At 66.1% G+C, this 26,262-nt stretch carries 20 protein-coding genes; 12 read left to right on the top strand and 8 right to left on the bottom strand.

The features are described from left to right. Positions 1-4: 4 nt before the first annotated feature. Genes FJU11_RS01125 through mgrA form a run of 7 tightly spaced genes read left to right on the top strand, consistent with a single transcriptional unit; the run spans position 5 to position 8,205 of the window. Positions 5-850 (top strand): carbohydrate ABC transporter permease, encoded by an 846-nt coding sequence (locus FJU11_RS01125; protein WP_235890742.1) that lies wholly within the window; start codon positions 5-7, stop codon positions 848-850. Positions 851-854: 4 nt separating this feature from the next. Continuing rightward, entirely contained in the window at positions 855-1,946 is a 1,092-nt protein-coding gene (locus FJU11_RS01120; RefSeq protein WP_141165157.1) for an ABC transporter ATP-binding protein, read from the top strand. A 51-nt stretch (positions 1,947-1,997) separates the two neighbouring features. After that, entirely contained in the window at positions 1,998-4,484 is a 2,487-nt protein-coding gene (locus FJU11_RS01115; protein ID WP_141165156.1) for a beta-mannosidase, read from the top strand. Next, positions 4,481-5,167 carry a D-lyxose/D-mannose family sugar isomerase gene (locus FJU11_RS01110; protein ID WP_141165155.1) on the top strand — a complete coding sequence of 229 codons (687 nt, stop codon included), beginning with the start codon at positions 4,481-4,483 and terminating at the stop codon, positions 5,165-5,167. The genes FJU11_RS01115 and FJU11_RS01110 overlap by 4 nt, the downstream gene beginning before the upstream one ends. Before the next feature lie 26 nt (positions 5,168-5,193). Beyond that, positions 5,194-5,961, top strand: a complete 768-nt coding sequence (locus FJU11_RS01105) for a sugar phosphate isomerase/epimerase family protein (protein WP_141165154.1) — start codon at positions 5,194-5,196, stop codon at positions 5,959-5,961. A 27-nt stretch (positions 5,962-5,988) separates the two neighbouring features. Then, complete coding sequence (locus FJU11_RS01100; protein ID WP_141165153.1) at positions 5,989-7,125, top strand: Gfo/Idh/MocA family protein; 1,137 nt, start codon at positions 5,989-5,991, stop codon at positions 7,123-7,125. Positions 7,126-7,161: 36 nt separating this feature from the next. Continuing rightward, positions 7,162-8,205, top strand: a complete 1,044-nt coding sequence (gene mgrA / locus FJU11_RS01095) for an L-glyceraldehyde 3-phosphate reductase (protein WP_141165152.1) — start codon at positions 7,162-7,164, stop codon at positions 8,203-8,205. Positions 8,206-8,289: 84 nt separating this feature from the next. Here the strand turns inward: mgrA and FJU11_RS01090 are convergent, their stop codons facing one another. The 6 genes from FJU11_RS01090 to FJU11_RS01065 all read right to left on the bottom strand — a co-directional run bounded on the left by FJU11_RS01090 (position 8,290) and on the right by FJU11_RS01065 (position 16,402). Beyond that, the gene (locus FJU11_RS01090; protein ID WP_235890713.1) at positions 8,290-9,300 is read right to left on the bottom strand and encodes a DUF2778 domain-containing protein; all 1,011 of its coding nucleotides are present in this window, start codon (positions 9,298-9,300) and stop codon (positions 8,290-8,292) included. Between the two features lie 441 nt (positions 9,301-9,741). Then, a complete protein-coding gene (locus FJU11_RS01085; RefSeq protein WP_141165150.1) occupies positions 9,742-10,590 on the bottom strand; it encodes a fumarylacetoacetate hydrolase family protein in 849 nt (282 codons plus the stop codon). A 122-nt stretch (positions 10,591-10,712) separates the two neighbouring features. Then, positions 10,713-11,414: a glutathione S-transferase family protein gene (locus tag FJU11_RS01080; protein WP_141165149.1), complete on the bottom strand. Its 702-nt coding sequence runs from the start codon at positions 11,412-11,414 to the stop codon at positions 10,713-10,715. Between the two features lie 87 nt (positions 11,415-11,501). Then, entirely contained in the window at positions 11,502-13,043 is a 1,542-nt protein-coding gene (locus FJU11_RS01075) for a SpoVR family protein (RefSeq protein ID WP_141165148.1), read from the bottom strand. A gap of 19 nt (positions 13,044-13,062) precedes the next feature. Continuing rightward, on the bottom strand, positions 13,063-14,382 hold the full coding sequence (locus FJU11_RS01070) for a YeaH/YhbH family protein (RefSeq protein ID WP_141165147.1): 1,320 nt from the start codon (positions 14,380-14,382) through the stop codon (positions 13,063-13,065). Between the two features lie 70 nt (positions 14,383-14,452). Next, complete coding sequence (locus FJU11_RS01065) at positions 14,453-16,402, bottom strand: PrkA family serine protein kinase (RefSeq protein WP_141165146.1); 1,950 nt, start codon at positions 16,400-16,402, stop codon at positions 14,453-14,455. Positions 16,403-16,825: 423 nt separating this feature from the next. Between FJU11_RS01065 and FJU11_RS01060 the strand changes: the two genes are divergently transcribed. The 3 genes from FJU11_RS01060 (at position 16,826) to FJU11_RS01050 (ending at position 20,224) form a co-directional block, all read left to right on the top strand. Beyond that, positions 16,826-17,671: an SDR family NAD(P)-dependent oxidoreductase gene (locus tag FJU11_RS01060; RefSeq protein WP_141165145.1), complete on the top strand. Its 846-nt coding sequence runs from the start codon at positions 16,826-16,828 to the stop codon at positions 17,669-17,671. Positions 17,672-17,860: 189 nt separating this feature from the next. Beyond that, entirely contained in the window at positions 17,861-18,670 is an 810-nt protein-coding gene (locus FJU11_RS01055; protein ID WP_235890711.1) for a WecB/TagA/CpsF family glycosyltransferase, read from the top strand. A gap of 87 nt (positions 18,671-18,757) precedes the next feature. Next, the gene (locus FJU11_RS01050) at positions 18,758-20,224 is read left to right on the top strand and encodes a glucosamine inositolphosphorylceramide transferase family protein (protein WP_141165144.1); all 1,467 of its coding nucleotides are present in this window, start codon (positions 18,758-18,760) and stop codon (positions 20,222-20,224) included. Positions 20,225-20,248: 24 nt separating this feature from the next. On the opposite strand, the gene FJU11_RS01045 is transcribed toward FJU11_RS01050, so the two are convergent. Further along, positions 20,249-21,346 (bottom strand): glycosyltransferase family 4 protein, encoded by a 1,098-nt coding sequence (locus tag FJU11_RS01045; protein ID WP_141165143.1) that lies wholly within the window; start codon positions 21,344-21,346, stop codon positions 20,249-20,251. Next, entirely contained in the window at positions 21,343-22,719 is a 1,377-nt protein-coding gene (locus FJU11_RS01040; protein ID WP_141165142.1) for a lipopolysaccharide biosynthesis protein, read from the bottom strand. Before FJU11_RS01040 ends, FJU11_RS01045 begins: the two co-directional genes overlap by 4 nt. A gap of 161 nt (positions 22,720-22,880) precedes the next feature. On the opposite strand from FJU11_RS01040, the gene FJU11_RS01035 reads away from it, so the two are divergent. Together FJU11_RS01035 and FJU11_RS01030 are read left to right on the top strand one after the other, a co-directional pair. Beyond that, positions 22,881-25,124, top strand: a complete 2,244-nt coding sequence (locus FJU11_RS01035) for a GumC family protein (protein WP_181407994.1) — start codon at positions 22,881-22,883, stop codon at positions 25,122-25,124. A 4-nt stretch (positions 25,125-25,128) separates the two neighbouring features. Continuing rightward, the gene (locus FJU11_RS01030; RefSeq protein ID WP_181407993.1) at positions 25,129-26,256 is read left to right on the top strand and encodes a glycoside hydrolase family 5 protein; all 1,128 of its coding nucleotides are present in this window, start codon (positions 25,129-25,131) and stop codon (positions 26,254-26,256) included. The last annotated feature ends 6 nt before the right edge of the window (positions 26,257-26,262 follow it).

The raw sequence follows: 26,262 nt of genomic DNA, 5'->3' as shown, positions 1-26,262 counted from the left end.
GCGCATGACCGCCGGGCGGATCGGCCTCTACGCCTTCCTGCTCGTCTCGGCCGTGTTCTTCCTCCTGCCCTTCTACGTGATGCTCGTCACCTCACTGAAGACCATGCCGGAGATCCAGCACGGCAGCATCTTCGCCCTGCCTTCGAAGGCGACCATCGAGCCGTGGATCGTCGCCTGGTCGAAGGCGTGCACCGGCGCCAATTGCGACGGCATTCGTGTCGGCCTCCTCAATTCCTTCGAGATCCTCGTGCCGAGCGTCATCCTGTCGATCGGGCTCGGCGCCATCAACGGCTATGCGCTGTCCTTCTGGCGGCCGAAGGCCGGCAACATCGTGCTGACGACGCTGCTTCTCGGCGCCTTCATCCCCTATCAGGTCTTCATCTATCCGCTGGTGCGGATGCTTTCCTTCGTCTCGCTCTACAACACCCTGCCCGGCATCGTCATCGTCCACACGATCTTCGGCCTGCCGATCATGACGCTGCTCTTCCGCAACTACTACGAGGCCATGCCGGCCGACCTCTTCCGCGCCGGGCGGGTCGACGGCGGCGGCTTCTGGACGATCTTCTTCCGGCTGATCCTGCCCATGTCGGGGCCGATCCTCGTCGTCGCGCTGATCCTGCAGGTGACGGGCATCTGGAACGACTTCCTCTTCGGGCTGATCTTCGCCGGTCGCCAGCACCTGCCGATGACCGTGCAGCTCAACAACGTCGTCAACACGACGATGGGAACCAAGGCCTACAACGTCAACATGGCCGCCACCATCCTCACCGCTCTCGTGCCGCTCGTCGTCTACTTCGTCTCCGGACGCTGGTTCGTGCGCGGCATCGCAGCCGGCGCCGTCAAGGGGTAGACCGATGGACACTTCCGTTGCCGTTCGCGACCTCAAGATCAGTTATGGCGCCCTCGACGTCATCAAGGACCTCCAGCTGGAGATCGCGCGCGGCGAATTCCTCGTCCTGCTCGGCCCGTCCGGCTGCGGCAAGTCCACCCTTTTGAACGCCATCGCCGGCCTCATCGACGTCGCCGACGGCGAGGTCTGGATCTCCGGGCGCAACGTCACCTGGGAAGAGCCGAAGGATCGCGGCATCGGCATGGTGTTCCAGTCCTACGCGCTCTATCCGCAGATGTCGGTCGAGAAGAATCTGAGCTTCAGCCTGCGCGTCGCGCGCCACGACAGGGCCGACATCGAACGGCGCGTGGCGCGGGCCGCCGAAATCCTGCAGATCGAGCCGCTGCTCAAGCGCAAGCCGGCGCATCTTTCCGGCGGCCAGCGCCAGCGCGTCGCGATCGGCCGGGCGCTCGTGCGCGACGTCGACGTCTTCCTCTTCGACGAGCCGCTGTCGAACCTCGACGCCAAGCTGCGCGTCGATCTGCGCGTCGAGATCAAGCGCCTGCACCAGCGGCTCGAAAACACGATGATCTACGTCACCCACGACCAGATCGAGGCGCTGACGCTCGCCGACCGCATCGCCGTCATGAAAGGCGGCGTCATCCAGCAGCTCGACGATCCGCTGACGATCTACAACCGCCCGAAGAACCGCTTCGTCGCCGAGTTCATCGGCTCGCCCTCCATGAACTTCTTCGAAGGCAGCATCCTCGAAAAGGACGGCCGTCGCGTCTTCGATGCGGACGGCATGAAGGTGCCCCTTCCCTGCGACCTCGCGCCGAAGGTCGAACCCGGACGCGCGGTGTCGCTCGGCGTCCGGCCGGAACATATCCGCATCGGCGAGATGGGTACGAACAGCGACGAGGCCGCGCTGCGCGGGACGATCGACATCGAGGAGCCGATGGGCCCGGATACGCTCGTCTGGATCAGGACCGGCGAGCGCACGCTCGCAGCGCGATGCCCGGCCGATGCGCGCTACCCGCCGGGACAGACGGTTCCCTTCGTCTTCGACATGCGCTTCGCCTCGATCTTCGACGCAAAGAGCGGAGAGCGACTTTGACGTGCATTCCGGCCACCGGCCGACCCCTTTCCTGAAGACCCCGGAACCGCCATGGCCACCCATACCAAAACCGACGCCCTCGACCTGTCAGGCATCTGGGACCTTTCAAGCGAGGACGGCGCGCATGCCTGCCGGATCGATCTGCCGGGCGACGTGCACTCGGAGCTCCTTGCCGCCGGCATTATCGAAGACCCCTATGTCGGACGCAACGAATACGCCGTCAGATGGGTCGCCGAACGCGACTGGCGCCTTTCGCGAACCTTCGCGCTCAGCGACGAACAGGCTTCGGCCGGCGACTGGATCCTCGACGTCGACGGGCTCGATACGGTCGCCGAGATCGCCGTCAACGGCGTTGCGGTGCTCGCCACCGAGAATACCTTCCGCCGTTACCGGGAGAACGTCGCGAGCGCGCTTCGCGCCGGCGAGAACCGCATCGACATCGTGATCCGCTCGAGCCTTTCGGAGGGTGCCGCCCGCTACGCCGCCCAGCCCTTCCCCGTGCCCTATCACGAAGGCAATTCGCCCCTTCCCCACGGCAACATGCTGCGCAAGCCACAGAGCCATTTCGGCTGGGACTGGAACATCGCCATCGCCCCGCTCGGGCTCTACGGCGAGATCGTACTCCGGCGAACCGGCGCGGCCCGCATCGAGGCGCTCGCCGTGAGCCAGGAACACGACCGGCAGGCGAAGACCGTCGCGCTGACGCTGACGATCGATCTCCACGGCGAGACGGCCGGCACGCTGCCCATCGACATCGCGGTCGCCGGCGTCGAACGGCATGTGGAATGTCCGCTCGCCCCCGGCCACACGCGTGTCGTCGAGACGATCGACATCGAGGATCCGTCCCTGTGGTGGCCGGCCGGCGCGGGCGATCAAACGCTTCATACGCTGGTCGTCGAAACGCCGTTCGAACGGGAGGAGCGGACGATCGGCTTTCGCGAGATCCGCCTGATCGACGAGCCGGACGAGGCCGGTCGGCGCTTCGCCTTCGAAGTGAACGGGCGCGAAATCTTCTGCCGCGGCGCCAACTGGATCCCCGCCGACGCGCTCTTCTCGCGCTCCGGCCGCGCGAAGACGGAGGGCCTGCTGCGTTCCGCCGTCGCGGCCAACATGAACATGATCCGCGTATGGGGCGGCGGCTTCTACGAAAGCGAGGACTTCTACGATCTGTGCGACCGGCTCGGCCTCATGGTCTGGCAGGACTTCATGTTCGCCTGCAACCTCTACCCCTCGACGCCGGACTTCCTCGCCGAGGTCGAGGCCGAGGTGGACCATCAGGCACGTCGCCTCTCCTCCCATCCTTCGCTGGCGCTATGGTGCGGCGACAACGAACTGGTGGGCGCGCTCACCTGGTTCAAGGAATCGATCGCCGACCGCGACCGCTACCTCGTCAGCTACGACCGGCTGAACCGCACCATCGAGCACGCGTTGAAGCGCGCCACGCCGCAGGCGCAATGGTGGCCGTCGAGCCCGGCGTCCGGCGTGCTCGACTATGCGGATGCGTGGCACAAGGACAATTCCGGCGACATGCACTACTGGTCGGTCTGGCACGAGGGAGAATCCTTCGACATGTACCGATCCGTACGTCCGCGCTTCTGTTCGGAATTCGGCTTCCAGTCCTTCACCTCGATGCCGGTGATCGCGACCTTCGCCGGCGAGCGCGACATGAACGTCTCAGCGCCCGTCATGGAATCGCACCAGAAGAACGCCGGCGGCAACGCCCGCATCGCCGAGACGATGTTCCGCTATTTCCGCTACCCGGAAGGCTTCGCGAACTTCGTCTATCTGAGCCAGATCCAGCAGGCGCTCGCCATCCGCACCGCGGTCGACGCCTGGCGCGCGCTGAAACCCCACTGCATGGGCACGCTCTACTGGCAGCTGAACGACACGTGGCCCGTCGCCTCCTGGGCGAGCCTCGACTACGGCGGCCGCTGGAAGGCGCTGCACTATCTGGCGAGGCGCTTCTTCAGCCCTGTCAACGTGGTCGCCATTCCCTCCGCCGACAACGACCGCTTTTCCTTTTCGGCGATCAACGACACGACCGATCCCGTCGCCATCTCGCTGACGGTCTTCGCGCTCGATCCGGCAAAGGGAACCCGCACGCTTTTCCAGGCCGAAACGCGATGCGGAACGGACGAGGCCACGACTTTCGCGGAGGTCGACGCCGCCGATCTCGCCCACGGCGAGATGCTGCTCTATCGCTGGACGGCCGACAACGGCATGGCCGGCGGCGAGCATCTGGCGCCCGCCACCTACAAGGGCCTCGAGCTGAAGGCCGCCGACATTCGCATCATGAGCGAGGCCCGCGCCGACGGCACGACCGGCCTTATGCTGACGAGCGACGATCCCGCGCTCTACGTCTTTCTGGAAACGTCGACGGAAGGCGTCTTTTCGGATAACGCGGTGGACGTGCTGCCCGGCGAACCGCTCGGCATCGTCTTCATTCCGGCCGTGCCGGGCGAGGCCCCGGCAGATCTTCGCATCTACGATCTGCAAGCCAGTTCGGCCACGCCTTCCGCTCAAGGAAACCACCCATGAAACGCTCCGAAATCAACGCGATCATCCGCGAAAGCGACAGCTTCATCCGTTCCTTCGGCTACGTCATGCCGCCCTTCGCCTATTGGTCGCCCGACGAAATGAAGACGCGCGTCGGCGACGACGCCAAGGCGATCGACGCGGCCCGCCTCGGCTGGGACATCACCGACTACGGCGCCGGCGACTTTTCGAAGATGGGGCTCTTCCTCTTCACCGTGCGCAACGGGCGCATGGACGACCTGAAGAAGGGCAAGGGCATGCTCTACGCCGAAAAGATCATGATCTCGCGCAAGGACCAGCTCTCGCCCATGCACCGGCACGAGCTGAAGGCCGAGGACATCATCAATCGCGGCGGCGGCACGCTCGTCATCGAGCTCTACGAAAAGGCGGCCGATGGCAGCCCCGACCGGCAGAGCAAGGTGACAGTGCCCTGCGACGGCGTCATGCGCACGCTCGAAGCGGGCGGCCACCTCAAGCTCGCTCCCGGCGAGAGCGTCACGCTGATGCCGGGCATCTGGCACGCCTTCTGGGGCGAAGGCGAGGACGTGCTCATCGGCGAGGTTTCCACCGTCAACGACGATGCGACCGACAACATCTTCCATGAAGACATCGGCCGCTTTTCCACCGTCGAGGAGGACGAGGCGCCGCTTCACCTTCTCGTTTCCGACTACGACACCTGGCTCTGAGGAGCCGCGAAAAGGGAGGAATGGCCGTGCCCGAGTTCAATTACCAGCTTTACAGTTCACGTGAATTTCCGCCGGTCTCGGGCACGCTCAGGATGCTTCACGAGGCCGGCTATTCCGGGGTCGAAGGCTACGAGCCGCTCTTTGCGGGAATGGACGACAGCGCCCTTTCGCGCCTGAAGGGCGAGCTCGACGACTACGGCCTCGCCATGCCGACCGCACATCTCGGCCTCGATCTGCTCGAAGGCGACATGGAGCGGGTGCGCGCGATCGCCGACGCCCTCGGCATCGAGGCGATCTACTGTCCGCATATCGCGCCGGAGCGACGACCGGGCGACGCATCCGGCTGGAAGGCCTTCGGCGAGCGGCTGGAAGCGGTCGGCGAGGCGGTGCGCCAATCGGGCCATTCGTTCGGCTGGCACAACCACGATTTTGAGTTCACGCCCCTTTCCGACGGATCGCTGCCGATCGAGCACGTGTTCGCGGATGGTTCCGGGCTGGAGTGGGAGGCCGATATCGCCTGGGTCGCCCGTGCCGGTGCCGATCCGTTCGCGTGGATCGACCGTTTTGCCGACCGGATCACGGCCGTCCACGTCAAGGATATCGCGGCACCGGGCGAAAACGCCGACGAGGACGGCTGGGCCGATGTCGGCGACGGCACCCTGCCCTGGCGCGACCTGATGCAAGCGATCGGGAAGACGCGCGTGCGCCACTACGTCATGGAGCACGACAAGCCGGCAGACGACCGCCGGTTCGCGACCCGCTCCATCGACGGGGCGAAGGCGCTTTCGGCGTAATCGATCTGGACCAGGGGAGGAATGGCGATGACGAAAGAACTCGGGATCGGGATCGTCGGCTGCGGCTACATCTCGAAGACCTACTTCACCCTCGCTCCGCTCTTTCACGGCATCCGCATCGTCGCCTGCGCGGATATCGATCCGGCCGCCACAAAGGCGCGCGCGGAAGAATACGGCGTCGCGGCGCAGTCGGTGGAAGCGCTGCTCGGCAACGGTAAGGTCGACATCGTCGTCAACCTCACCGTTCCCTCCGCACATTTCGAGGTGACGAAGGCCGCCCTTGACGCCGGCAAGCACGTCTACTCGGAAAAGCCGCTGGTCCTGTCGATGGAAGAGGGCGAGGCGCTGCGCAGGCTCGCCGACGAGAAGGGTCTCGTCGTCGCCAGCACGCCGGACACGTTCCTCGGTGGCGCGCACCAGCACGCCCGTGCCGTGCTCGACGAGGGCCTGATCGGCCGTGTCGTTTCGGGCACGTGCCACGTCATGAGCCGCGGCATGGAGCACTGGCATCCCAATCCGGACTTCTTCTTCAAGCCTGGCGCTGGGCCGATCCTCGACGTCGGCCCCTATTACGTCGCCAATCTGATCAATCTGATCGGCCCCGTCAGGCGGGTCGGTGCCCTTACCTCCATGGCCCGTACCGAGCGCGAGATCCTGTGCGAACCGCGCAAGGGCGAGATGGTCGCCGTCGAGACGCCGACGACGATCCACGCCCTTCTCGAATTCGAACAGGGCGCGACCGTCACCCTTTCGGCGAGCTGGGACGTGTGGACGCACGGCCACGCGCCGATGGAACTCTACGGCACCGAAGGCTCGCTCTTCGTTCCCGACCCGAACTTCTTCGGCGGGCCCGTCGAGGCCGCCCGGCAGGGCGCGGCCATCGCGCCGCTCGAAGCCTGGGACCATCCGCTCGAAATCGTGAACCAGGAACACCCGGACGGGATGAAGGCGAACTACCGCACCGTCGGGCTCGCGGAGATGGCGGACGCGATCGTCGCGGGGCGCGAGCCGTGTTGCTCGATCGACCGGGCACTCCACGGCGTCGACATCATGACGTCGATCCTGCGGTCCGGCGAGGAGAAGCGTTTCGTCGAATTGACGACGACGTGCGAACGTCCGCCCGCCTTCGGCGTTTCGAAAGCCAGGGCGCTTCTCAAAGACTGATCGCCCGCCCTTTCACGAACCAAGCGGAGACGCCCCATGGACTGGCACCCTGCCGAAGACCGCTACGAACGCATGACCTACAATCGCTGCGGACGCAGCGGCCTCAGATTGCCGGCGATCGCGCTCGGCCTGTGGCATAATTTCGGTGGCGACACCGAGCACGAGCGAAAGCGCGCCATCTGTCGCACCGCGTTCGATCTCGGCATCACCCATTTCGACCTTGCCAACAACTACGGTCCCCCGCCCGGCTCGGCGGAAGAGGCTTTCGGTGACATCCTGAAGACCGATTTCGCCGGCTATCGCGACGAGCTCGTCATCTCCTCCAAGGCCGGCTACGACATGTGGCCCGGCCCCTACGGCAATTTCGGAAGCCGCAAATACCTGATCGCAAGCTGCGACCAGAGCCTGAAGCGCATGGGCCTCGACTATGTCGACATCTTCTACTCCCACCGCTTCGATCCCGACACGCCGCTGGAAGAGACGATGGGCGCGCTCGATGCGATCGTGCGCTCCGGTCGCGCGCTCTATGCCGGCATTTCCTCCTACAACTCGCAGCGCACGCGGGAAGCCGCCGCGATCCTGAAGGATCTCGGCACGCCCTGCCTCATCCACCAGCCGAGCTATTCCATGCTCAACCGCTGGGTGGAGGACGACGGGCTGCTCGATACGCTCGAGGATCTCGGCGTCGGCTCGATCGTCTTCTCGCCGCTCGCCCAGGGCATGCTGACGGACAAGTATCTAGGCGGCATTCCCGAAGACAGCCGCGCCGCGCAGGGCAAGTCGCTGAAGAAGGACTTCCTCGACGACAAGAACGTCGAAAACATCCGCCAGCTCGACGCCATCGCCAAGCGCCGCGGTCAGACGCTCGCGCAGATGGCGCTCGCCTGGGTTCTCCGGCGCGGCCGCGTGACCACGGCCCTCATCGGCGCCAGCCGGCCCGAGCAGGTGACCGATTGCGTCCGGGCGCTCGACAATCCCGACTTCACCGATGCCGAACTCGACGAGATCGAGACCTACGCCCGCGAGGCGGACATCAATCTCTGGGCGGCATCCGCCGAACGGCAGGGCCCGAAACGCTAAGCGATGAAGGTATCGAAACGCGAGAAACCCCGGACGACCATCGCCGTCCGGGGTCTCTTTCGAATTCGGGGAATGCGGATCGGTTCAGCGCGAAGCCATCTGAATGGTGAGGTCGGAAAGGTCCTTCACCACGATGATACGGTCCACCCTGCCCTTCTTGAAGGCGTTCAGGAACTTGTCGTAGTTCTTGAAGACGACGCAGCCGTTCGACTGGCCGGGCCGGCCGCGCAGCATGTAGGTATGCGCGAGGAACCCGTCGCGGCCGAACCTGTTGCGGCCGTCGCTCGGCAGCATGCGCACGGCACGCACGCCGTGGAAGAGCTGCTTGCGCATGGTCAGGTCGTAGATGTTGGGCGGCGTCGGTCCGCGGTTCTTGCGATCGGCGTAGCGCGGCGTGTCGGTGAACTTGCCGAGGCCCGAATGCGCCTCCAGCTTGTCGCCGCCCGGCATGTAGACCACGGCGTTCTTGATGTCGTAGACGGCCGTCTTGCCGTCGGTCTGCTGCAGCGTCGCGAGCGGGCTCTTCGGCAGTTGCGGACGCGGCGAAGGCACCATGTCGGGGCTGGCATAGGCGAGCGTCGCAGGGCCGAGGCTCGGCTCGCCGTCCGCCGCCGGCTTTCCATCAATACCATCGCCCGAAAGCACTTCGCCGAAGGCCTGGGCGGCGTTCGAAGCGGCATCGCTGCGCGAGGTGTCGAGCGGTGCGAGCCCCGGCAGCGGAATATTGGCGAGTGCCACTTCGGTCGCGAGGCCCTTCTTGGCCATCGCCTTCAGCGTGCTCAGCGGCGTCATCCACGGCCGCGTGTCGAGGCGCGTGGAGCGGCTGATCCTGACCAGGCGCATGTTGCTCGGCAACGTCGCACCGCGAAGCGCCGTCGCTTCCACACGGCCGCTGCGACCCGATTCCACCGCACTCATGCCCTTCGGCATCCATTGCGCGACGTCGGTGCCGGCGGGTGCCTCGGCCCTGTCGGCGATCGGCGCCAGCGAGCTCTCGATGACGGGCGTGTGCTGCGTGCCGCCGGGCACCAGCAGGTCCGTCGGATGCAGATCGGCAAAGCCGATGCCCCCGGCAAGGACGACGCCAAGGCCCATTCCCGCGCACATACTGCGGCGAAACAGGCGTCTGGAGCGATCTGGGCGCACGGTCGCGTCATGCGGCGCGCTGCCGTATGGGCTTCGAATGTCCACCATTTCATCCCCTGTCCGTAGGGCTGGAAGCCCGTCCGGTCATCATGTCCCTCGGTCGATCCCTGATGGGCCGGCTATACCGGTCCCACGCGGCCAGAATCGATCAACTTGGTAACCAAGGTCTTTACGGCTGCCGACTTTTTGGAAGCGACCGCAGCGGATGCGGCGACGCCCCGGGTTCCGACAAGCCCGAAAAAGACGACGATTTTGCGACAATGTGTTTGAAAAGACACAGATTCGTCAAGGGCGAAAGGAAAACGGTCGGAGCGCACGCCCATCCGGGGCGCTCGAAAAAAAGATCGGCACGGCGCTTTTTCAGTGCGCCGTGCCCCGTTTCGGCAAGCGTCAGTCGGCGTCGACCACCGCCTGGCACTGCTCTCCGAGCCCCTCGATACCGAGGCGAACCGTCTGGCCCGCGCGCAGGAAAACCGGCTCCGGCTTGATGCCCATGCCGACGCCGGGCGGCGTGCCGGTCGAGATCACGTCGCCGGGCTGCAGGCTCATGAAGTGAGAGATGTAGGAGACGAGCTTCGAGACGGGAAAGATCATCGTCTCGCTGGAGCCGTCCTGTCTGGTCTCGTCGTCGACGGTCAGCCACATCTTCAGCTTCTGCGGATCGGCCACCTCGTCGCGCGTCACGAGCCACGGGCCCAACGGCCCGAAACTGTCGGCGGACTTGCCCTTGACCCACTGGCCGCCGCGTTCGGCCTGGAAGGCGCGCTCGGAGACGTCGTTGACGACGCAGTATCCGGCGACGTGCGCCATCGCGTCCGCCTCTTCGACGTAGCGCGCCTCGGTGCCGATGACGACGCCGAGCTCGCACTCCCAGTCCGTCTTCTTCGAGCCGCGCGGGATGACGAGATCGTCGTTCGGCCCGGTGATCGCGCTCGTGGCCTTCATGAAGAGGATCGGCTCCTCAGGGATCGCCGCCCCCGTCTCCGCGGCATGGTCGGCGTAGTTCAGCCCCACGCAGATGAACTTGCCGACGGCCCCGACGCACGGACCGATCCGCTCCGGCGTCTCGACGAGCGGCAGGCTTTCCGGATCGAGTGCGAGCAGACGGGAGATCGCGTCCGGCGAAAGCGTCGAGCCGGCGATGTCGTCGACATGGCCGGAGAGGTCGCGGATGGCGCCGTCGGCGTCGACGAGCGCCGGACGTTCGCCCCCGCGCGGACCGTAGCGAAGCAGTTTCATGGGTCGTTTCCGATGCTTGGTTCGTTGGGATCCTCCGCCGGCGCACACTGCGCCGGCGATCGGCAGGTTAAGGCGAAGCGTTGCGGGAAGCAAAACGCCACGGGGGTTCGTCAGGCGCGCCGCTACGAGGCCTGCGGATAGTTCGACGGGAACATCGCCCGGCGCGCATCCTCGTCCATGTCGGTCTTGAAGGCATGGTCGGCGCCGACCTTGCGCGCCCGCGCGGCGGCCGGACGTGCCTCGACCGTATGGAAGAGCCGGCGAAGATTAGGAAACGCCTCCAGCGCATCGTTCGAACCCGGCAGTGCGCGGTTCGCCCGGTCGAGCCAGCCCCAGGCGGACATGTCGACGATCGAATAGACGTCGCCGAGGATGAATTCCCGTCCGTCGAGATGCGCATCGAGCACGGCGTAGTGTCGCTCGACCTCGCGCCGGTAGCGGTTGATCGCGTAGTCCATGCCTTCGGGTGCGGCCATCTGAAAGTGCACGGCCTGCCCCGAATAGGGGCCGATCCCGGTGGCGACGAAGAAGAGCCAGGACAGGAGCTCGGGGCGGTCTTCCGGCTCGCCGAGGAAATCGCCGTGCTTTTCCGCAAGGTAAAGCAGGATCGCGCCGGAATCGAACAGCCGCGTTTCGCCCTTCGGCCCATCAGTATCGACGATCGCCGGCAGCTTGCCGTTCGGATTGATCCTGCGAAACGCTTCCGCGTGCTGCTCGCCCTTGCGGGTGTCGACGGGAACGACCTCGTAGTCCATTCCCGATTCCTCGAGGAAAAGGGCGACCTTCGCCGGGTTGGGCGTCGGGTGATAGTAGAATCGGATCATCGCTGCCTCGCTTCGCCGGCGGCACGCGGGAGATCGCGCACGCACCTGCCTTCCAGAGAGCGCCCGCGGTTCGGGTGCCTGCGAAACCTATACGGGTCCGGCTGCGAACTCGTCCAGTTCCTCGCCGGTTTCGGCGTCGACGCTGACGAGGCTGACCCGGTAGCCCCACAGCCGGTTGATGTGGCGAAGCGTCGCCTCGCGGCCGCGGTCGGAAAGCTCGACGCCGCGGCGCACCGTATGGACGAGCTTGAGGTGGCGGTTGCCGAGCAGATCGGCGTCGGCCACCTGGATATCCGGCTGGTTGGCGCCGACATCCATGGAATCGGCCAGCAGCGAGCGCACCCGGCGATAGCCGCGCTCGTCATGGATCGCCGCCACCTCGTAATGGCTGGCGCCCTCCACGTCGCCGAGCGCGAAGAGGCGGAAATCGCGCATGACCTTGGGGCTCAGGAACTGGCGCACGAAGGATTCGTCGCGGTGGTTCTCCCAGGCGTCGAGCAGCGTGCCCCGCCAGTCGCCATTGCCGGCGATGTCGGGAAACCAGTCGCGATCCTCCGAACTCGGCTCCGTACAGATGCGCTGAATGTCCTGCATCATCGCGAAACCGAGCGCGTACGGGTTGAGCGCGCCGTATCGCGGGTCGTCGAACTCAGGCTGGAAGACGACGTTGGCGTGGCTCGCGAGCAGTTCCAGCATCGTGCCCTCGTCGACGCGGCCGCGCTCGAAAAGCGTGTTGAGGATCGTGTAGTGCGTGAAGGTGGCGCACCCCTCGTTCATCACCTTGGTCTGGCGCTGCGGATAGAAATACTGCGCCACCACGCGCACGATACGCACGATCTCGCGCTGCCAGGGTTCCAGAATCAGGCTGTTCTTCTCGATGAAGTAGAGCAGGTTTTCTTCGGGAAGCTTCAGCCGGCGACGGCGTTCCTGCGCATCGAGCCCGCCCTCCCCCTGTTCGTCCTCGCCGGCGCGCTGCGGCAGCGTGCGCCAGATGTCGTCGAACGTCTTTTCCTCGTATTCCAGCCGTTCCAGCGAACGCAGCCGTTCGCGCTCGGCCGAAAGGCGCGGCGGCCTTCGGTAGCGGAAGACGCCCTGCCCCATCAGCGCGTGCGCGGCGTCGAGGATCGATTCGACGGCGGCAAGCCCATAGCGTTCCTCGCAGCGCGCGACATAGTCCTTGGCGAAAGCCATGTATGACAGGATCGCGTTCGCGTCGGTCCATTGCCGGAACAGATAGTTGTTCTTGAAGAAATGGTTGTGGCCGAATGCGGCGTGCGCCGTCACCAGCGCCTGCATCGCCATGGTGTTTTCTTCCATGAGGTAGACGATGCAGGGATTGGAATTGATGACGAGCTCGTAGGCGAGGCCGCGATGGCCCTTGCGGTAGCCGGTCTCCTCCTGGACGAAATGCTTGCCGAAGGACCAGTGGCGGTACATCAGCGGCAAGCCGATCGACGAATAGGCGTCGAGCATCTGCTCGGAGGAGATGATCTCCATCTGGTTGGGGTAGCAGTCGAGCTTGAGGTCTTCCTTCGCCACCTCCTCGATCGCGTCGTAGCTGCGCGAGAGCGTGTCGAAGGTCCAGTCCGAACCCTCGAAGAGCAGGCCGCCGGTGGTGCGGGAAGTCATCGTCGCCTCCTCGAACCGTCTATCCGTGCCCGACGGACTGATCCTTCGCGAACAGCTCGCGAAAGACCGGGTAGATGTCGGCCGGCTCGGCGATGCGTGTCATCTGGAAGGTCTCCCAGGCTTCGCTCACCTGTTTGTATGCCTTCCAGAGCGCGGTTCCGTTCTCCGTCGTGCGGAAGATGTCGCTTTCGCGTCGGTCGATGATCTCGACATAGGCATAGTACTGGCACAGCGGCATGATGTCCTGATCGAGCATGGCGATACAGCGCCCCGAATCGTCCCGGCTGTTGTCGCCGTCCGAGGCCTGCGCGGCGTAGATGTTCCATTGGTCGAACGGATAGCGCTCGTCGATGATGCGCTTCATCTCGGCAAGCGCGGTGGAGACGATCGTGCCGCCGGATCGGGTGGAATAGAAGAACGTTTCCTCGTCCACCTCGCTCGCCTCGTGCGTATGCCGCACGAAGACGATGTCCGTGCGCTCGTAGCGCCGCGACAGGAACATGTGCAGGAGCACGAAGAAGCGCTTGGCGAGGTCCTTCTCGCGCTCGCCCATGGAGCCGGAGACGTCCATCAGGCAGAACATCACCGCGTTCGCGTTCGGGATCGGCTGCTGCTCGAACCGGTTGAAGCGGATGTCCATGGGATCGACGTAGGAAACGCGGCGTCGGCGGCGTTCCAGCCGGTCGAGTTCTTCCGTCAGGGCGGCGATCGTACGGCGGCGCGCCTCGCTCTTCGGCTTGGCCTCTTCTACCGCGATGCGTGCGACAAGCGCGTCGATCTCCTCGCGTTTCGGCCGGTTCAACGCGAGCCGGCGGCCGAAGCTGTTCTTCATGGTGCGCGCGACGTTGATGTTCGTCGGCGATCCGCTGGTGGTGAAACCCGCCCGGCGCGGCTTGTAGCGGATCGCCTCCTTGAGGTTCATCTTCACCATGTGGGGGAGTTCGAGATCCTCGAAGAAGAGGTCCATGACCTCCTCGCGCGAGAGCACGAAGCGGAAGTCGTCGTCGGCGTCCCCGCCCGAGCCCGGTTCGCCGCCGCTGCCCTGCCCGCCCCCGCCGCCCGGCGGCTTGCGCAGCTTGTCGCCGGGGCGGAACTGCTTGTTGCCGGGCAGCACGTGTTCATGCTCGCCGCTCGTCGGGTCGAGCGAGAACGACGGTTCGCTCGTTCCGCGAACGGGAACCGGCACGGAGTGCTTGCCGTCCGCATCGCCGATGCGTCCGGTGCGGATCTGCTCGTTGATCGCTCGCTTCAGCTCGTCGCGGGCCCGGCGAATGAAGCGCTGCCGGTTGCCGAGGCTCTTGTCCTTCGGATTGAGGCGGCGATCGATGTAGTTGGGCATCCGATCCTTTCTGCCGAAGCAGGCTTTCGCATCGTGACGGTCGTCGAACGGGGCCGATCAGCGGATCGATCTACCCCGCCTTGTTGACCCGCATGTACCAGTCGACCAGCCGGCGGACCTGGCGCTGGGTATAGCCACGCTCCATCATCCGATTGACGAACTCGGAATGCTGCTTCTCGGTGGCGCTGTCCTTCTTGGAGCCGAAGCTGATGACGGGAAGCAGATCCTCGACCTGACCGAACATGCGCTTCTCGATGACCTCGCGCAGCTTTTCGTAGCTCGTCCAGGACGGGTTCTTGCCGCCGTTGCGTGCCCGCGCCCTGAGCGTGAACTTCACGACCTCGTTGCGGAAATCCTTCGGATTGGCGATGCCGGCGGGCTTTTCGATCTGCGAAAGCTCGGCATCGAGCACCTCGCGGTTCAGGATCTGTCCCGTATCGGGATCCTTGAAGTCCTGGTCCTCGATCCACGCATCGGCGTAGGCGATGTAGCGGTCGAAGAGGTTCTGCCCGTACTCGCTGTAGGATTCCAGATACGCCTTCTGGATCTCGTAGCCGATGAACTCCGCGTAGCGCGGTGCGAGCTCGGACTTCAGGAAGTCGAGATACTTCGCCTCCGTCTCCGGCGGGAACTGCTCGCGACGGATCGCCTGTTCGAGCACGTACATCAGATGCACCGGATCGGCCGCCACCTGCGCGGTGTCGAAATTGAACGTCGCGGAAAGCACCTTGAAGGCGAAGCGGGTGGAAATGCCTGTCATCCCCTCGTCGACGCCGGCCGCATCCCGGTACTCCTGCACCGACTTCGCCTTCGGATCCGTATCCTTCAGATTCTCGCCGTCATAGACGCGCATCTTGGTGAAGAGCGGCGAATTCTCGTGCTCGGAAAGCCGCGTCGCGACGGAAAAGCGCGCGAGGATCTCGAGCACCTCCGGCGCGCAGGAATTGCTTGCCAGCTCGCTCTCGCGAAGCAGCTTTTCGTAGATATGCTTTTCCTCGGTCACGCGCAGGCAATACGGCACCTTGACCACCTGGATGCGGTCGAGAAAGGCCTCGTTGTTGCGGTTGTTGCGAAACTGCAGCCATTCCGATTCGTTCGAGTGCGCGAGCACGATGCCCTGATAGGGGAACGCGCCGAAGTTCTCGGTCCCGTTGTAGTTGCCCTCCTGCGTCGCCGTCAGCAGCGGGTGCAGCACCTTGATCGGCGCCTTGAACATCTCGACGAACTCGAGCATGCCCTGCGTCGTGCGGTTCAGCCCGCCCGAATAGGAATAGGCGTCCGGGTCCGCCTGGTTGAAGTTCTCGAGCTGGCGGATATCGACCTTGCCGACGAGCGCGGAGACGTCCTGGTTGTTCTCGTCGCCGGGCTCGGTCTTGGCGATGCCGATCTGGCGCAGCCGCGATGGCACGAGCTTGATGACGGAAAAGCGCGAGATGTCGCCGTTCAGCGCATCGAGCCGCTTGGTCGCCCAAGGCGACATCAGCCCCGTCAGCCGCCGGCGCGCGATGCCGTACTTTTCTTCCAGAAGGTCGCCCATGCGGTCCGGCCGAAAGAGGCCGAGCGGGCTTTCGAAGACGGGGGAGATCTCCTCGCCGACCTTGAGCGTATAGATCGGCTGCTCTTCCATTAGCCGCTTCAGGCGCTCGGCGAGCGAAGACTTGCCGCCGCCGACCGGGCCGAGCAGGTAGAGGATCTGCTTGCGCTCCTCCAGCCCCTGCGCGGCATGGCGGAAATACGAGACGATCCGCTCGACGGTCTCCTCCATTCCGTAGAAGTCGGCAAACGCCGGATAGATCTTGACCGTGCGGTTGGCGAAGATGCGGCCGAGGCGGGCGTCCTCGCTGGTATCGATCAGGGCGGGTTCGCCGATCGCCTTCATCATGCGTTCCGGCGCAGTCGCGTACATCGACGGGTCGTCACGAGCAGCAAGCAGGTATTCCTGCAAGCTCATCTCCTCGTGGCGCTCGCGGCTGTAAAGTTCGGAAAAAAGATCGAAAACATCGGTATCGTGCATCGGCATGCAATTCTCCCGTCGTCTTGGTCAGGGACAAGAACGCGCTGTTCCAAACAGACGAAGGACGTCGCTGGCAGAAGTGCTGGCCGATCGGAACCCGTGCGCTCTCTGGCGCGCGGCGTTTTCGTTACTTACGGGCGACCTATGTGCCCGAGCCGGATTCCGAGACGTTGGCATCGGCATCACTCTCGTGCCGGTTAAAGTCTCTCCGATTCGCCCTTCGATGAACTATATAGTGTTCTTGCGGATTTGGCACGTGAACATTCCGCAAGATTCTCTTGCATCGCCATTTTGTGAAGGGGCCCGGTTCCACGCGCGGCAGGCCGCGCCATATGCCGGTTCGAACGCGATCGGAAAGCGCTTCGGCCACTCGCGCCGCCGGCGCACCGAGCCGTGCCCATTCGCAAGACCACGAACGGAGTCTCGACCATGCATCCAGCCCTTGCTTCCGGAAACGTCGCCCTCGTCAGCGGCGGCGCATCGGGGATCGGCCTTGCCGCCGCCAAGCGCTTCGCCGGCCTCGGCATGTCCGTGTGCATCGTCGATCTCGGCGACGAACGGCTTGCCGAAGCGCGCGAGGCCGTCGCCGACGAAGCGGCCGAGGGCGCCGAAGTCGCGGCATTCGAGGTCAACGTCGCCCGGCTCGAAGCCGTCGCCCGGATCGAGGAGGATATCCGCGCGCGCTTCGGCGGCGTCGATGTCCTGATGAACAATGCCGGCGTGCAGCCCGGCAGCGACGTCTTTGGCCCGCGCCAGAACTGGCAGCACGTCATCGACGTCAATCTGTGGGGCATCGTCAACGTCGCGCAGACCTTCGTGCCGGCGATGATCGAGCGCGGGCGCGAGGGGCTCGTGATCAACACCGGGTCCAAGCAGGGCATCACGACGCCGCCCGGCGACCCGGCCTACAATGTCGCCAAGGCCGGCGTGAAGGCGTTCTCCGAAGCGCTGCAGCACGACCTGCGCAACCGGGAAGGCTGCCGCGTCGAGGCGCGCATGCTCATCCCGGGCTTCGTCTTCACCCCCCTCACCCGACCCGGCGAAAGCGAGAAGCCGGACGCCGCCTGGACCCCGGAACAGACGATCGACTTCATGTTCGAGCGTCTCGACGCCGACGATTTCTACATCCTGTGCCCGGACAACGACGTGACGCGCAGGCTCGATGAGCGCCGCATCCTGTGGGCGGCCGGCGACATCGCGGAAAACCGTCCGCCGCTTTCGCGTTGGCATCCGGATTACGCCGCAGCGTTCGACGCCTTCGTCGACGAAGGCTGATCCTGCCGCCCGGCCGACGGCGAAGGCATGTCGCCCGCACGCCTTCGCCGTTCGCTTGCGTCCATCCCGGCACGCCCTCAACCGTCGCTTAACCCTTTCCGCAACAACGGTTTCCTTTTCCCCGAACGCTCCCCTACAGTTTTGAGAGGGGGCGCACATGCGTCTGTGATCGGAACAAACGAGCAGCGCATGTCGAGCGTGGAAAATGTCAGGGTACCGGCTCGTTCTCTCCGGCAGACGGCGGCACACGGGCGCGAGACGATCACCGTCGGCGGACTGCCGATCGCGGTGCTGGATCGCGCCGACGCTGCCCGGATGATGCTGAGGGCCGCCCGCGAGCATCCCCGCGGCGATCGCCCCCTCGCCTATACCTCCGCCAACGGCGAAGTGCTTGCACACTGCGACCGCGACGACGCGATCGCGGCCCTCTTCGCCGAGGCCGACCAGATCGTCGCCGACGGCCAGTCCCTGGTGCTCGCCTCCCGGCTTCTGTGCCGCGTCTCGCTGCCGGAGCGCGTCGCGACCACCGACCTCTTCCACGATGCGGCGCGCCTTGCCGAGACCGGTGGCGAACGCTTCTACATGTTCGGCGCCACGCCGCATCATGTCGAAAAGGCCGTGGACGTCGCACGCGCGGCCTATCCGCAGCTCGACGTCGTCGGCTTCTCGCACGGCTACCTCGAAGGCGAGGCCCTTTTCGCCAAGCTCGCCCAGATCGACGCGCTCGCGCCCGACGTTCTCTGGCTCGGCCTCGGCGTTCCGCTGGAGCAGCGCTTCATGCGCGAGCATGGCCACCGCCTGCCGAATGTCGGCATGATCAAGACGTCCGGCGGCCTGTTCGACCATCTGGCCGGCAAGACCCGCCGCGCCCCGCTCGTCTTGCAGCACATGAGCCTCGAATGGCTGTGGCGCATGATGCAGGAACCGCGCCGCCTCGCCGGACGCTACCTCGCCACCAATCCCCGCGCGCTCCTCGCCATGCTCCGCCGCTCGGCGTAACGCCACGTTTCGGCGATCGCGAAACCGTGGCGTAACGCTTTCGCGCCATGGTGGAACGGTGACCGTATCCGTTCCGCGAGGAGACCCATGCCCGGCATCGAAATTCACGTGCCGTCGCGTCGTCCGCGGCGCTGGCAGGTCGAAATCTGCGAACGTCTGGCCGCAGTCGGCCATGCCGTAACGGTGCGCCTCGTCGAGGAGCCGCGTGCCGCATGGCCCGTCATCGCGGCGGCAAGCCTTGCGTTCGAATGGCGAATGGCCGGCCGAAGAAGCGAGCCGCTCTTCGCCGTGCGTGCGCCGATCGCCGCCAGCGGAAACGACCGACCCGTCGACCTCGTCGTGGATCTCGCCGGACAGCGAAAGAACGCCGCGGCGACCACCTTCGCGCTCGCCGCTTCCGGGCGGAGCTTCGAAGCCGACGCCGCGGCGACGCTTGCCGCCGGCGACCTGCCGCAGATCACGCTGCTTCGCGACGGCATGCCCGTTGCCCACGCGGCCCCGATGGTCGATACGCCCTCCTCCGTCGCCCTGGCGCTGGAAGACGTCCTCGCACGCGCCGTCACCCTCGTCGTCGCTCAGGTCGCCGCACTCGATCCAGCCGCGGACGTCGTTGCGCCGGAAACCGCGGTGCCGGGGCAGGGCCCCGCCGTTTCGTCCTTTGCCCTGCAATACCTCTCGCATGGTGCCCCCCGTCTCGCGCGCGAGGTTCTCCGCCGGGCCCGCTACCGGCAGGCGCACTGGCGGGTCGGCTATCGCTTCCACGAAGGCCCGGGCGTCGCCGAAACCGGTGCGCTCGGCACCGGGTGGCAGGTTCTACCCGACGACGGCACGCGCTTTTTCGCCGATCCGTTCGCGTTTAACGACGGAAACGGCTTTCATCTCTTCGTCGAGGATTATCCGCACGCCACCGGCAAGGCCGTGATCTCCCACGTCGCCTTCGACGGGAATGGTCGCACTTCGCAGCCGCGTCCGGTGCTCGAAGAGGCGCACCACCTTTCTTATCCGCAGGTCTTTGCCCGCGACGGCGCGATCTGGATGCTTCCCGAGGCGAGCCAGAGCCGCCGCCTGACCCTCTATCGCGCCGATCCGTTCCCCGATCGCTGGCGACCGGCCGCGACCCTTGTCGAGGACCGGGAGATTTCGGACGCGACGCTGCTCGAACACGACGGCCTTCTGTGGCTCGTGGCGAGCGAACGAGACGGTTTCGGCAGCACGTCGGACACGATGGTCGTCTTCCACGCCGATCGCCTCGAAGGCCCGTGGCATGCCCATCCGGCGAACCCGATCCTCATCGATCGAAGGCGCGCCAGGCCGGGTGGAGCGTTCGTCATGGCGAATGGCCGGCTTGCCCTGCCGGTTCAGGACGGAACGCTCGGCTATGGCGGCGGGCTCGGCCTCGCGGCGCTTGAACGGCTCGACACGCAGGCCGTGCGCTTCGGCAAGCCCTTGGCCATCGGCACGGCCGGCGACTGGCCGCACCCGATGGTCCATACGCTGAACCGCGCCGGTCCGCTGGAAGTGATCGACGGCATCGCGCCCATGCGAAAGCGATAGCGGGAAAAGCGGCCCCTCGGGGGTCTACGGCGTAAGCAACGCTTCGTAGCCCGCGCACATGCGCTCCGGCGCATAGCGTTCCACAAGCCGCCTGCCGGCAGCGGACAATCGGGCCGCGAGCGCGGGGTCCGCCCGCAGGCGCGCGATCGCCGCCGCCATGCCGGCCGCGTCGTTGGTCTCGGCAAAGATCGCCGCCGTTTCTCCATCGTCGGTCGTCAGCACCTCCCGCAGCACGTCGAGGTTCGACGAGACGATCGGCAGACCGGCGATCGCCGCCTCGACGACGGAAAGCCCGAAGCTTTCCGAGCGAGAGGCGAAGACGTAAAGATCGCCGGCTGCGAGAAACGCTCGAACCTCCTGCGGGGACAATTCGCCGACGAAGTGCACCCGTTCGGCGATGCCGTTCTCGCGGGCGAACGCTTCGAGCCCCTCGCGGTCCGGTCCCACACCGGCGATCGCCGCGTGCAGATCGCCTTCCTTCCGCAAGGCGCCAAGAAGGGCGATCTGGTTCTTGCCCGCGACGAGCCGGCCCGTCGTGACGGCAAGCGGTACATTGCCGGGCAGATCGAAGCGCTCGCGGGCGGATGCCTTGTCGTGGAGCATGTCGGCACGCTCCACGCCGTGATCGATCCGTTTCAGACGTGCGCGATAACGCGAAGGAAATCCGGCGAACTGCGCTTCGTTCCAGGCCGAATTGACGATGTTGGCGTGGTAGAGACCGGCGGTGCCCATCGCCTTGTCGACCTGCGAGATCAGGCCGGAAACCCCCTTTGTCTGCGGCTGCCTGCTCTGGTTGGCGACGATGCGCGGCACGCCGGCGAGCCGAGCCGCGAACGTGCCGAATAGATTGCCGTAGTGCTGGTAGGTGATGACCGTCTCCGGCTTTTGCGCACGGAGATAGCGCACGAGGCCGGCGACCGCGCGCATGCGCCCGAACGCGCCCGCCGGGGCCTCCTGAAGGACGAAGTCGGCGTATGGATCGGCGTCGTAGGCGTCGGTCTTCCGGTACATGAAGACGGTGCGCACCGAATGGCCGCGCGCCCGGAGCCCGGCACCCACCATGTCGGAAACGCGTTGTGCCCCGGCCGCCTCGGCCTGCGTTTGAACCTGTACGATTCTCATGCGCTGCGCTCGCAATGTGCCGCCTCGGCTGGCGGGCGTACGAAGCCCGACAGACCGAGGAGCGAGGTGTCGACGCCGATCGCCCTTCGCGCAAGCACGACGGCGATGACGTTCCAGATGGCGACCGTCGCGCCCATGGTGGCGGCTGCCCCGAGCGGCCCGAAAAGCCAGGTCCCGAGCGCCGTTGCCGCAAGCCCGACGAGGTTCGCGACCACCACCAGGTTGAGGAGGGTCCCCTGCAGGCCGGTGAGCTGCATGACGAGGTTCACGGGTCCGCAGGCAGTCGCCACGGCGGTCCCGAGCGCGAAGAGCACGAGTACGGCGTGCATCGTCGCCGTGGCGTAGGACGGATCGAAGATCGCCAGCACGAACCGGCCGAAGAAGACGAAGACAACCAGCGTCGCCGCCGCCACGGCGAAGCCGCCGAGCGCGGTGAGCCCTGAAATTTTCTGCAGATGCTCGCGATCGCCGCCGTAGAAGGAAGCGGAAATCTGCGGTGCGAGCGCCTGATTGATGCCGGAAAGGGCAAGCGCGGCGAGCCGCGTCGTGCGTTCGGCAACGAAGATCGGGCCGGCGAGCGTGGGGCCGAGGATCGCTGCCACGAGCAGCGTCGATACCTGCCCGAGGCCCGCGGGAAGCGACGTCGCGCCCCACAGGCCGAGCGTCACCTGCGTGAACTCGCGCCGCTGACCGGGCGAAAGCGTGCCCCGATCCGCCCGCACGGTCTGCGCGAGGAGCTGCACCGTCTGCGGCAACGTGACGAGGAGAAGCGTCGTCCCGGCGACGAGCGTGATCGTCGCCGCATGAAGGTGCATGCCCATGCCGGCGCCGGCCGCCACCAGCGCGATGACCACGGCGCGCCAGATCACGTCGCGCGGCAGGAGCGCGAAGACCAGCACGCTCTTCGAGCGCAGCGCGCCCGAGAGAAATTCCGACCAGGAAAGCGCAAAGCCGAGCAGCCCCGCCGTCATGCAGAGCGAACGCCATTCCGGCGTATCCGACCCGATCCACGGTACGAAGCCGACGGCGAACGTCAGGAGTGCGGCGATGAGCGAGCCTGCGAATGCGACGGCGATCGCGCGTGCCATGAAGGCATGCGCCGATGGAAGGTCGCCCGTTTCGGCATATTGCGGCCAGAAGCGCAGGACCGTCGACTGCTGGCCGATGCTTGCGAAGAAGGAGACGAGGCTCGCGCCCGCGAAGGTCGCGCTGAACAGGCCGAACTGTCGGGGATCCATCGCCATGGCGATCGCCGCGAACATCAGGAAGGAAAGGCCGGCGCTGGAAAGCTTGATGGCACCGGCAAGCGCCCCGCCCCGCATCAGCGCGCCGAGCGGCGTCTTTCCTGTCACGATGTCGACGATCGAAGCCACGTCGGTGCCCGCCCTTTTCGTTTTGCCCCGTACTGTAGGCACGATCGGGTAAAGTCTCTTTAAACGGATCGGTTGTAGGAAGGGTGCATTCGTCCCGTTTCATGCCGGTCGCCTGCAGCGCCGCGCATGCCGGGCAAGCGCAGTGCGCAGGGAAAGCGACCATGACCGATACCAGCCGGACCGATCACGGCCTGCCGCCACTCCTCGACGTTCGTGCCCTCGTCCGTACGCTGTGGCAGCGCAAGCTTCTCGTCCTGGCGACGATCGTGGCACTCGTCGCCGTGGCCGTCGCCTACGTCGCGCTGACGCCGCCGATCTACACCGCCAACGCCTCGATCCTCGTCGATCCGCGCAGTTCCAAGGCGACCAATTTCGACGGCGTCCTGCCGGGCTTCGGCGCCGACAGCGCACAGATCGCCAGCCAAGTATCCGTTATCGGTTCGCGCGACCTCCTGAAGAAGGTCTTCGACGCACAAGGGCTCGCGGATGCACCTGAATACACCGATCGCGGCCTGAAGGCGAAGATCGAGAGCCTCTATTCGCAGCCGGAACCGGTTTCCAAGGCCGCCGCCTTCCAGAATTTCCGCGATCACGTCACGGTCAACCGCGAGGGGCTGACCTACGTCATCGACGTGTCCGTCTCCTCGCTCGTACCCGAACGTGCCGCCGCGGTCGCCAATGCCATCGTCGCGCGCTACAAGGCTTCCCTCGAGAGCGAACAGCAGACGGCCAACAGCGAAGTCACCCGCTTCCTCGATACGAAGATCAAGGGTCTTCAGGGCAACGTCGCCGACGCCGACCGCAAGGTCCAGGACTTCAAGGACAAGCACGACCTCTACGATCCGGACTCCGGCGGCACCCTGCAGTCGCGCATCGACCAGCTCACGACCCGCCTCGGCAACGCCCGCGACCGTGCGGACCAGGCGAGCGACCGCTACCAGCAGGCGCTCGATGCGGGGCATTCGCCGGAAGACCTCGGCAAGCTCGCCGACATCCTCGATTCGCCGACCGCCCAGACCCTTCGCCAGCAGTACAACAGCGCATCCACGGCGCTGGCGAACGCGCGCTCGAACTACGGCGACCGCCACCCGCGCGTGCGCCGCCTGCGGGCCCAGCTCTCCAAGGTAGAAGGGCTCGCCTCGCAGGAAGCCGAGCGCATCACGCGCAAGCTCAAGGCCGATCGCGACCTTGCCGCCACGAACGTCGACAAGCTGAAGGCACAGCTTTCCGAGTTGCGCGCGCAGACCGACACGGCAAACCTCGACCGCGTGAAGCTGCGCGAACTCCAGCGCAACGCCGACGCCTCGCGCAGCGTCCTCGACGATTTCCTGCAGCGCTCGCAGCAGACCTCGCAGCTCAAGGGCATGCAGCTTTCGCAGGTGCGCGTCATCGAAAGCGCGGCACCGCCCGTTTCGCCGACATGGCCGAAGACGGGGCTGATCCTGCCCGTCAGCGGCGTGCTCGGCCTTCTGGCCGGCTGCAGCCTCGCCCTGCTTCTCGGGCCGAAGGGCGACCACGGCGAAATGGCGAGGGCATCCGGCCCGGAAACGACGCCGAGCGGCTGGCGGGAGGGCGATGCCCGCCATGCGCTCGCCGTCTCCACCGCCGCGCCGGCCCTTGCCGCACCGGCGGTCGCAAACGAGCGAACGGCCGGCGAAGCCATCGCCGATCTCGGCGTCTATACGCTGCCGATCGCAGCGACGGCCTCGGCGCGCACCGGCATCCGCACGCTGCGCCGCGAGCTTGCCGGTTCCGAGCAGTCGGAAACCTCGCTCCAGGTGCTGCGGCTCCTGCGCCGCATCCTCGGCCGGCTCGACGATCACGCCGAACCCTTCGTGCTGTCCGTCGCCCCGCTCGTCGAAGGGTCCGAGCACAAGCTCGCCGCCGCCCTCGTCGGCCTCGGCCTGCGCCAGCTCGACGAGCGCGTGCTCGTCGTGGAGGTCGCCGCCGACGACGACCAGCCCGGCGCCGCCTCGTCCATTTCGGCGCGCCGCGGAACGGCAATCTTCACGGATCAGGCGAGCGGCCTCGAGACCATCGTGCTCGCCCGCGACGCGGAAGGCACCGAAGGCTATCACGATATCCACGCATTGCTGGATCAGATCGGCAACGACTTCGACTTCGTCGTCATCGTCGCCGCGTCCACCTCCTCGCGCGACGAGAGCTTCGCGCGCATCGAGGCGATCTCGGATCTCGCGATCACCGCCTTCGCCTCGACCACCGCGAAAGAGCGGGCAGCCGACGATCTCGGCGCGCGCGACGACGATGGCACCGGTCCGCAGCGCGCGGTGATCGTCGTCGAACGCAGCGACGCCGGCGACCATTCCGGCTTCCGCCCGCGCCTCGTCTCCTCCGGAAAGGACGACGAACGCCGCGCCGGTGGCCAAGGGCATGGACTGGGCTGATCCGTTGGCCCAAACGCGCGCCTTCCCCACGCTCGACCGCCGGCGTTTCACCACGCTCGCGCTCGCCGCGGCCGGCGCACCGCTGCTGACGGCAGCCCGAGCCTCGGCGGCCGGCAAGCCCCTTGCCCCCTCGCACGGCTTCAATCTGCCCGGATGGACGGATACGGATGAAGGCAAGGCACCGAGCCGGCCCGTGCTCGAAAAGCTCGCCCGTTTCGGCTTCCGCTCGATTCGCCTGCCGATCGACGGCAATCCGTTCGCGGCGGGCGGCAGCAAGGCCTCGGATGCCGCCACGCGGGTTCGCGGCGCACTCGGCCTTCTTACCCACGCGGGCTACACCGTATCCGCCGACCTGCACCCTTCCGGCGCGCTCTCGGATGCGCTCGAGAACGACCCGAAACGCGGTGCCGACATGGTCCGCTCGGCATGGCGCGCGCTCGCTCCGGTCGTCGCCGAATTTCCCGCCGGCAAGGTCGCGGCCGAACTGCTGAACGAGCCGCCGATGGAGCCCGACGCCTGGCTCGCCCTGCGCGACGCGCTCGCCAAGGCGATCCGCGCGCAATGCCCGTACCATACGCTGATCTGGGGTCCGGCGCGGTATCAGGGCGTCTGGGAATTCGACGGCACGCCGCCGCTCGCCGACGACAACGCGGTCGCCGCCGCGCACTACTATTCGCCGATGGCCTTTACGCATCAGTGCGAGAGCTGGAACGATTCACCGCTTGCCCGCCTGAAAAACCTGCCCTTCCCCGCGCGCCGGGACGATCCGCGCGTGGAAGCGCTCGCTCGCGAGTTGAAGGCAAACGACGACGCGAAGGCCCTGAAGATGCTGAACGACGCGTTTTCGGACCCTTGGACGCCAAGCGCGATCGAGAGCGATTTCGCGGGCCTTTCGAACTGGTCCGAACGCCACGGCCAGACGGTGATCCTGAACGAGTTCGGCGTTCTCGACTTCTGCGCCGACGAGAAAAGCCGAACCGCCTGGATCCGCGCCGTAAGGCGGGCGGCCGAAAGGCACGGCATCGGCTGGACGTATTGGGAACTCGATCAGGGCTTCGGCTTCATAGAGGACCGCCGGTCGCCGGAAGGCTTCGATCGGGCCGTCGTCAAAGCCCTGCTGCCGAACGCCTGAAGCCGG

Origin of the sequence: Pararhizobium mangrovi (assembly GCF_006516965.1) — a bacterium.
GTDB classification, from domain to species: domain Bacteria; phylum Pseudomonadota; class Alphaproteobacteria; order Rhizobiales; family Rhizobiaceae; genus Pararhizobium_B; species Pararhizobium_B mangrovi.
The sequence above is the reverse complement of the archived record's forward strand: the minus strand, read 5'-3'. Positions and strand labels throughout refer to the sequence as shown.

Coding starts and splice junctions, on each gene's coding strand:
- FJU11_RS01125 (WP_235890742.1), top strand. CDS start 5: ATGACCGCCGGGCGGATCGGCCTCTACGCCTTCCTGCTCGTCTCGGCC.
- FJU11_RS01120 (WP_141165157.1), top strand. CDS start 855: ATGGACACTTCCGTTGCCGTTCGCGACCTCAAGATCAGTTATGGCGCC.
- FJU11_RS01115 (WP_141165156.1), top strand. CDS start 1,998: ATGGCCACCCATACCAAAACCGACGCCCTCGACCTGTCAGGCATCTGG.
- FJU11_RS01110 (WP_141165155.1), top strand. CDS start 4,481: ATGAAACGCTCCGAAATCAACGCGATCATCCGCGAAAGCGACAGCTTC.
- FJU11_RS01100 (WP_141165153.1), top strand. CDS start 5,989: ATGACGAAAGAACTCGGGATCGGGATCGTCGGCTGCGGCTACATCTCG.
- mgrA (WP_141165152.1), top strand. CDS start 7,162: ATGGACTGGCACCCTGCCGAAGACCGCTACGAACGCATGACCTACAAT.
- FJU11_RS01090 (WP_235890713.1), bottom strand. CDS start 9,300: ATGGGCCTTGGCGTCGTCCTTGCCGGGGGCATCGGCTTTGCCGATCTG.
- FJU11_RS01085 (WP_141165150.1), bottom strand. CDS start 10,590: ATGAAACTGCTTCGCTACGGTCCGCGCGGGGGCGAACGTCCGGCGCTC.
- FJU11_RS01080 (WP_141165149.1), bottom strand. CDS start 11,414: ATGATCCGATTCTACTATCACCCGACGCCCAACCCGGCGAAGGTCGCC.
- FJU11_RS01075 (WP_141165148.1), bottom strand. CDS start 13,043: ATGACTTCCCGCACCACCGGCGGCCTGCTCTTCGAGGGTTCGGACTGG.
- FJU11_RS01070 (WP_141165147.1), bottom strand. CDS start 14,382: ATGCCCAACTACATCGATCGCCGCCTCAATCCGAAGGACAAGAGCCTC.
- FJU11_RS01065 (WP_141165146.1), bottom strand. CDS start 16,402: ATGCCGATGCACGATACCGATGTTTTCGATCTTTTTTCCGAACTTTAC.
- FJU11_RS01060 (WP_141165145.1), top strand. CDS start 16,826: ATGCATCCAGCCCTTGCTTCCGGAAACGTCGCCCTCGTCAGCGGCGGC.
- FJU11_RS01055 (WP_235890711.1), top strand. CDS start 17,861: ATGTCGAGCGTGGAAAATGTCAGGGTACCGGCTCGTTCTCTCCGGCAG.
- FJU11_RS01050 (WP_141165144.1), top strand. CDS start 18,758: ATGCCCGGCATCGAAATTCACGTGCCGTCGCGTCGTCCGCGGCGCTGG.
- FJU11_RS01045 (WP_141165143.1), bottom strand. CDS start 21,346: ATGAGAATCGTACAGGTTCAAACGCAGGCCGAGGCGGCCGGGGCACAA.
- FJU11_RS01035 (WP_181407994.1), top strand. CDS start 22,881: ATGACCGATACCAGCCGGACCGATCACGGCCTGCCGCCACTCCTCGAC.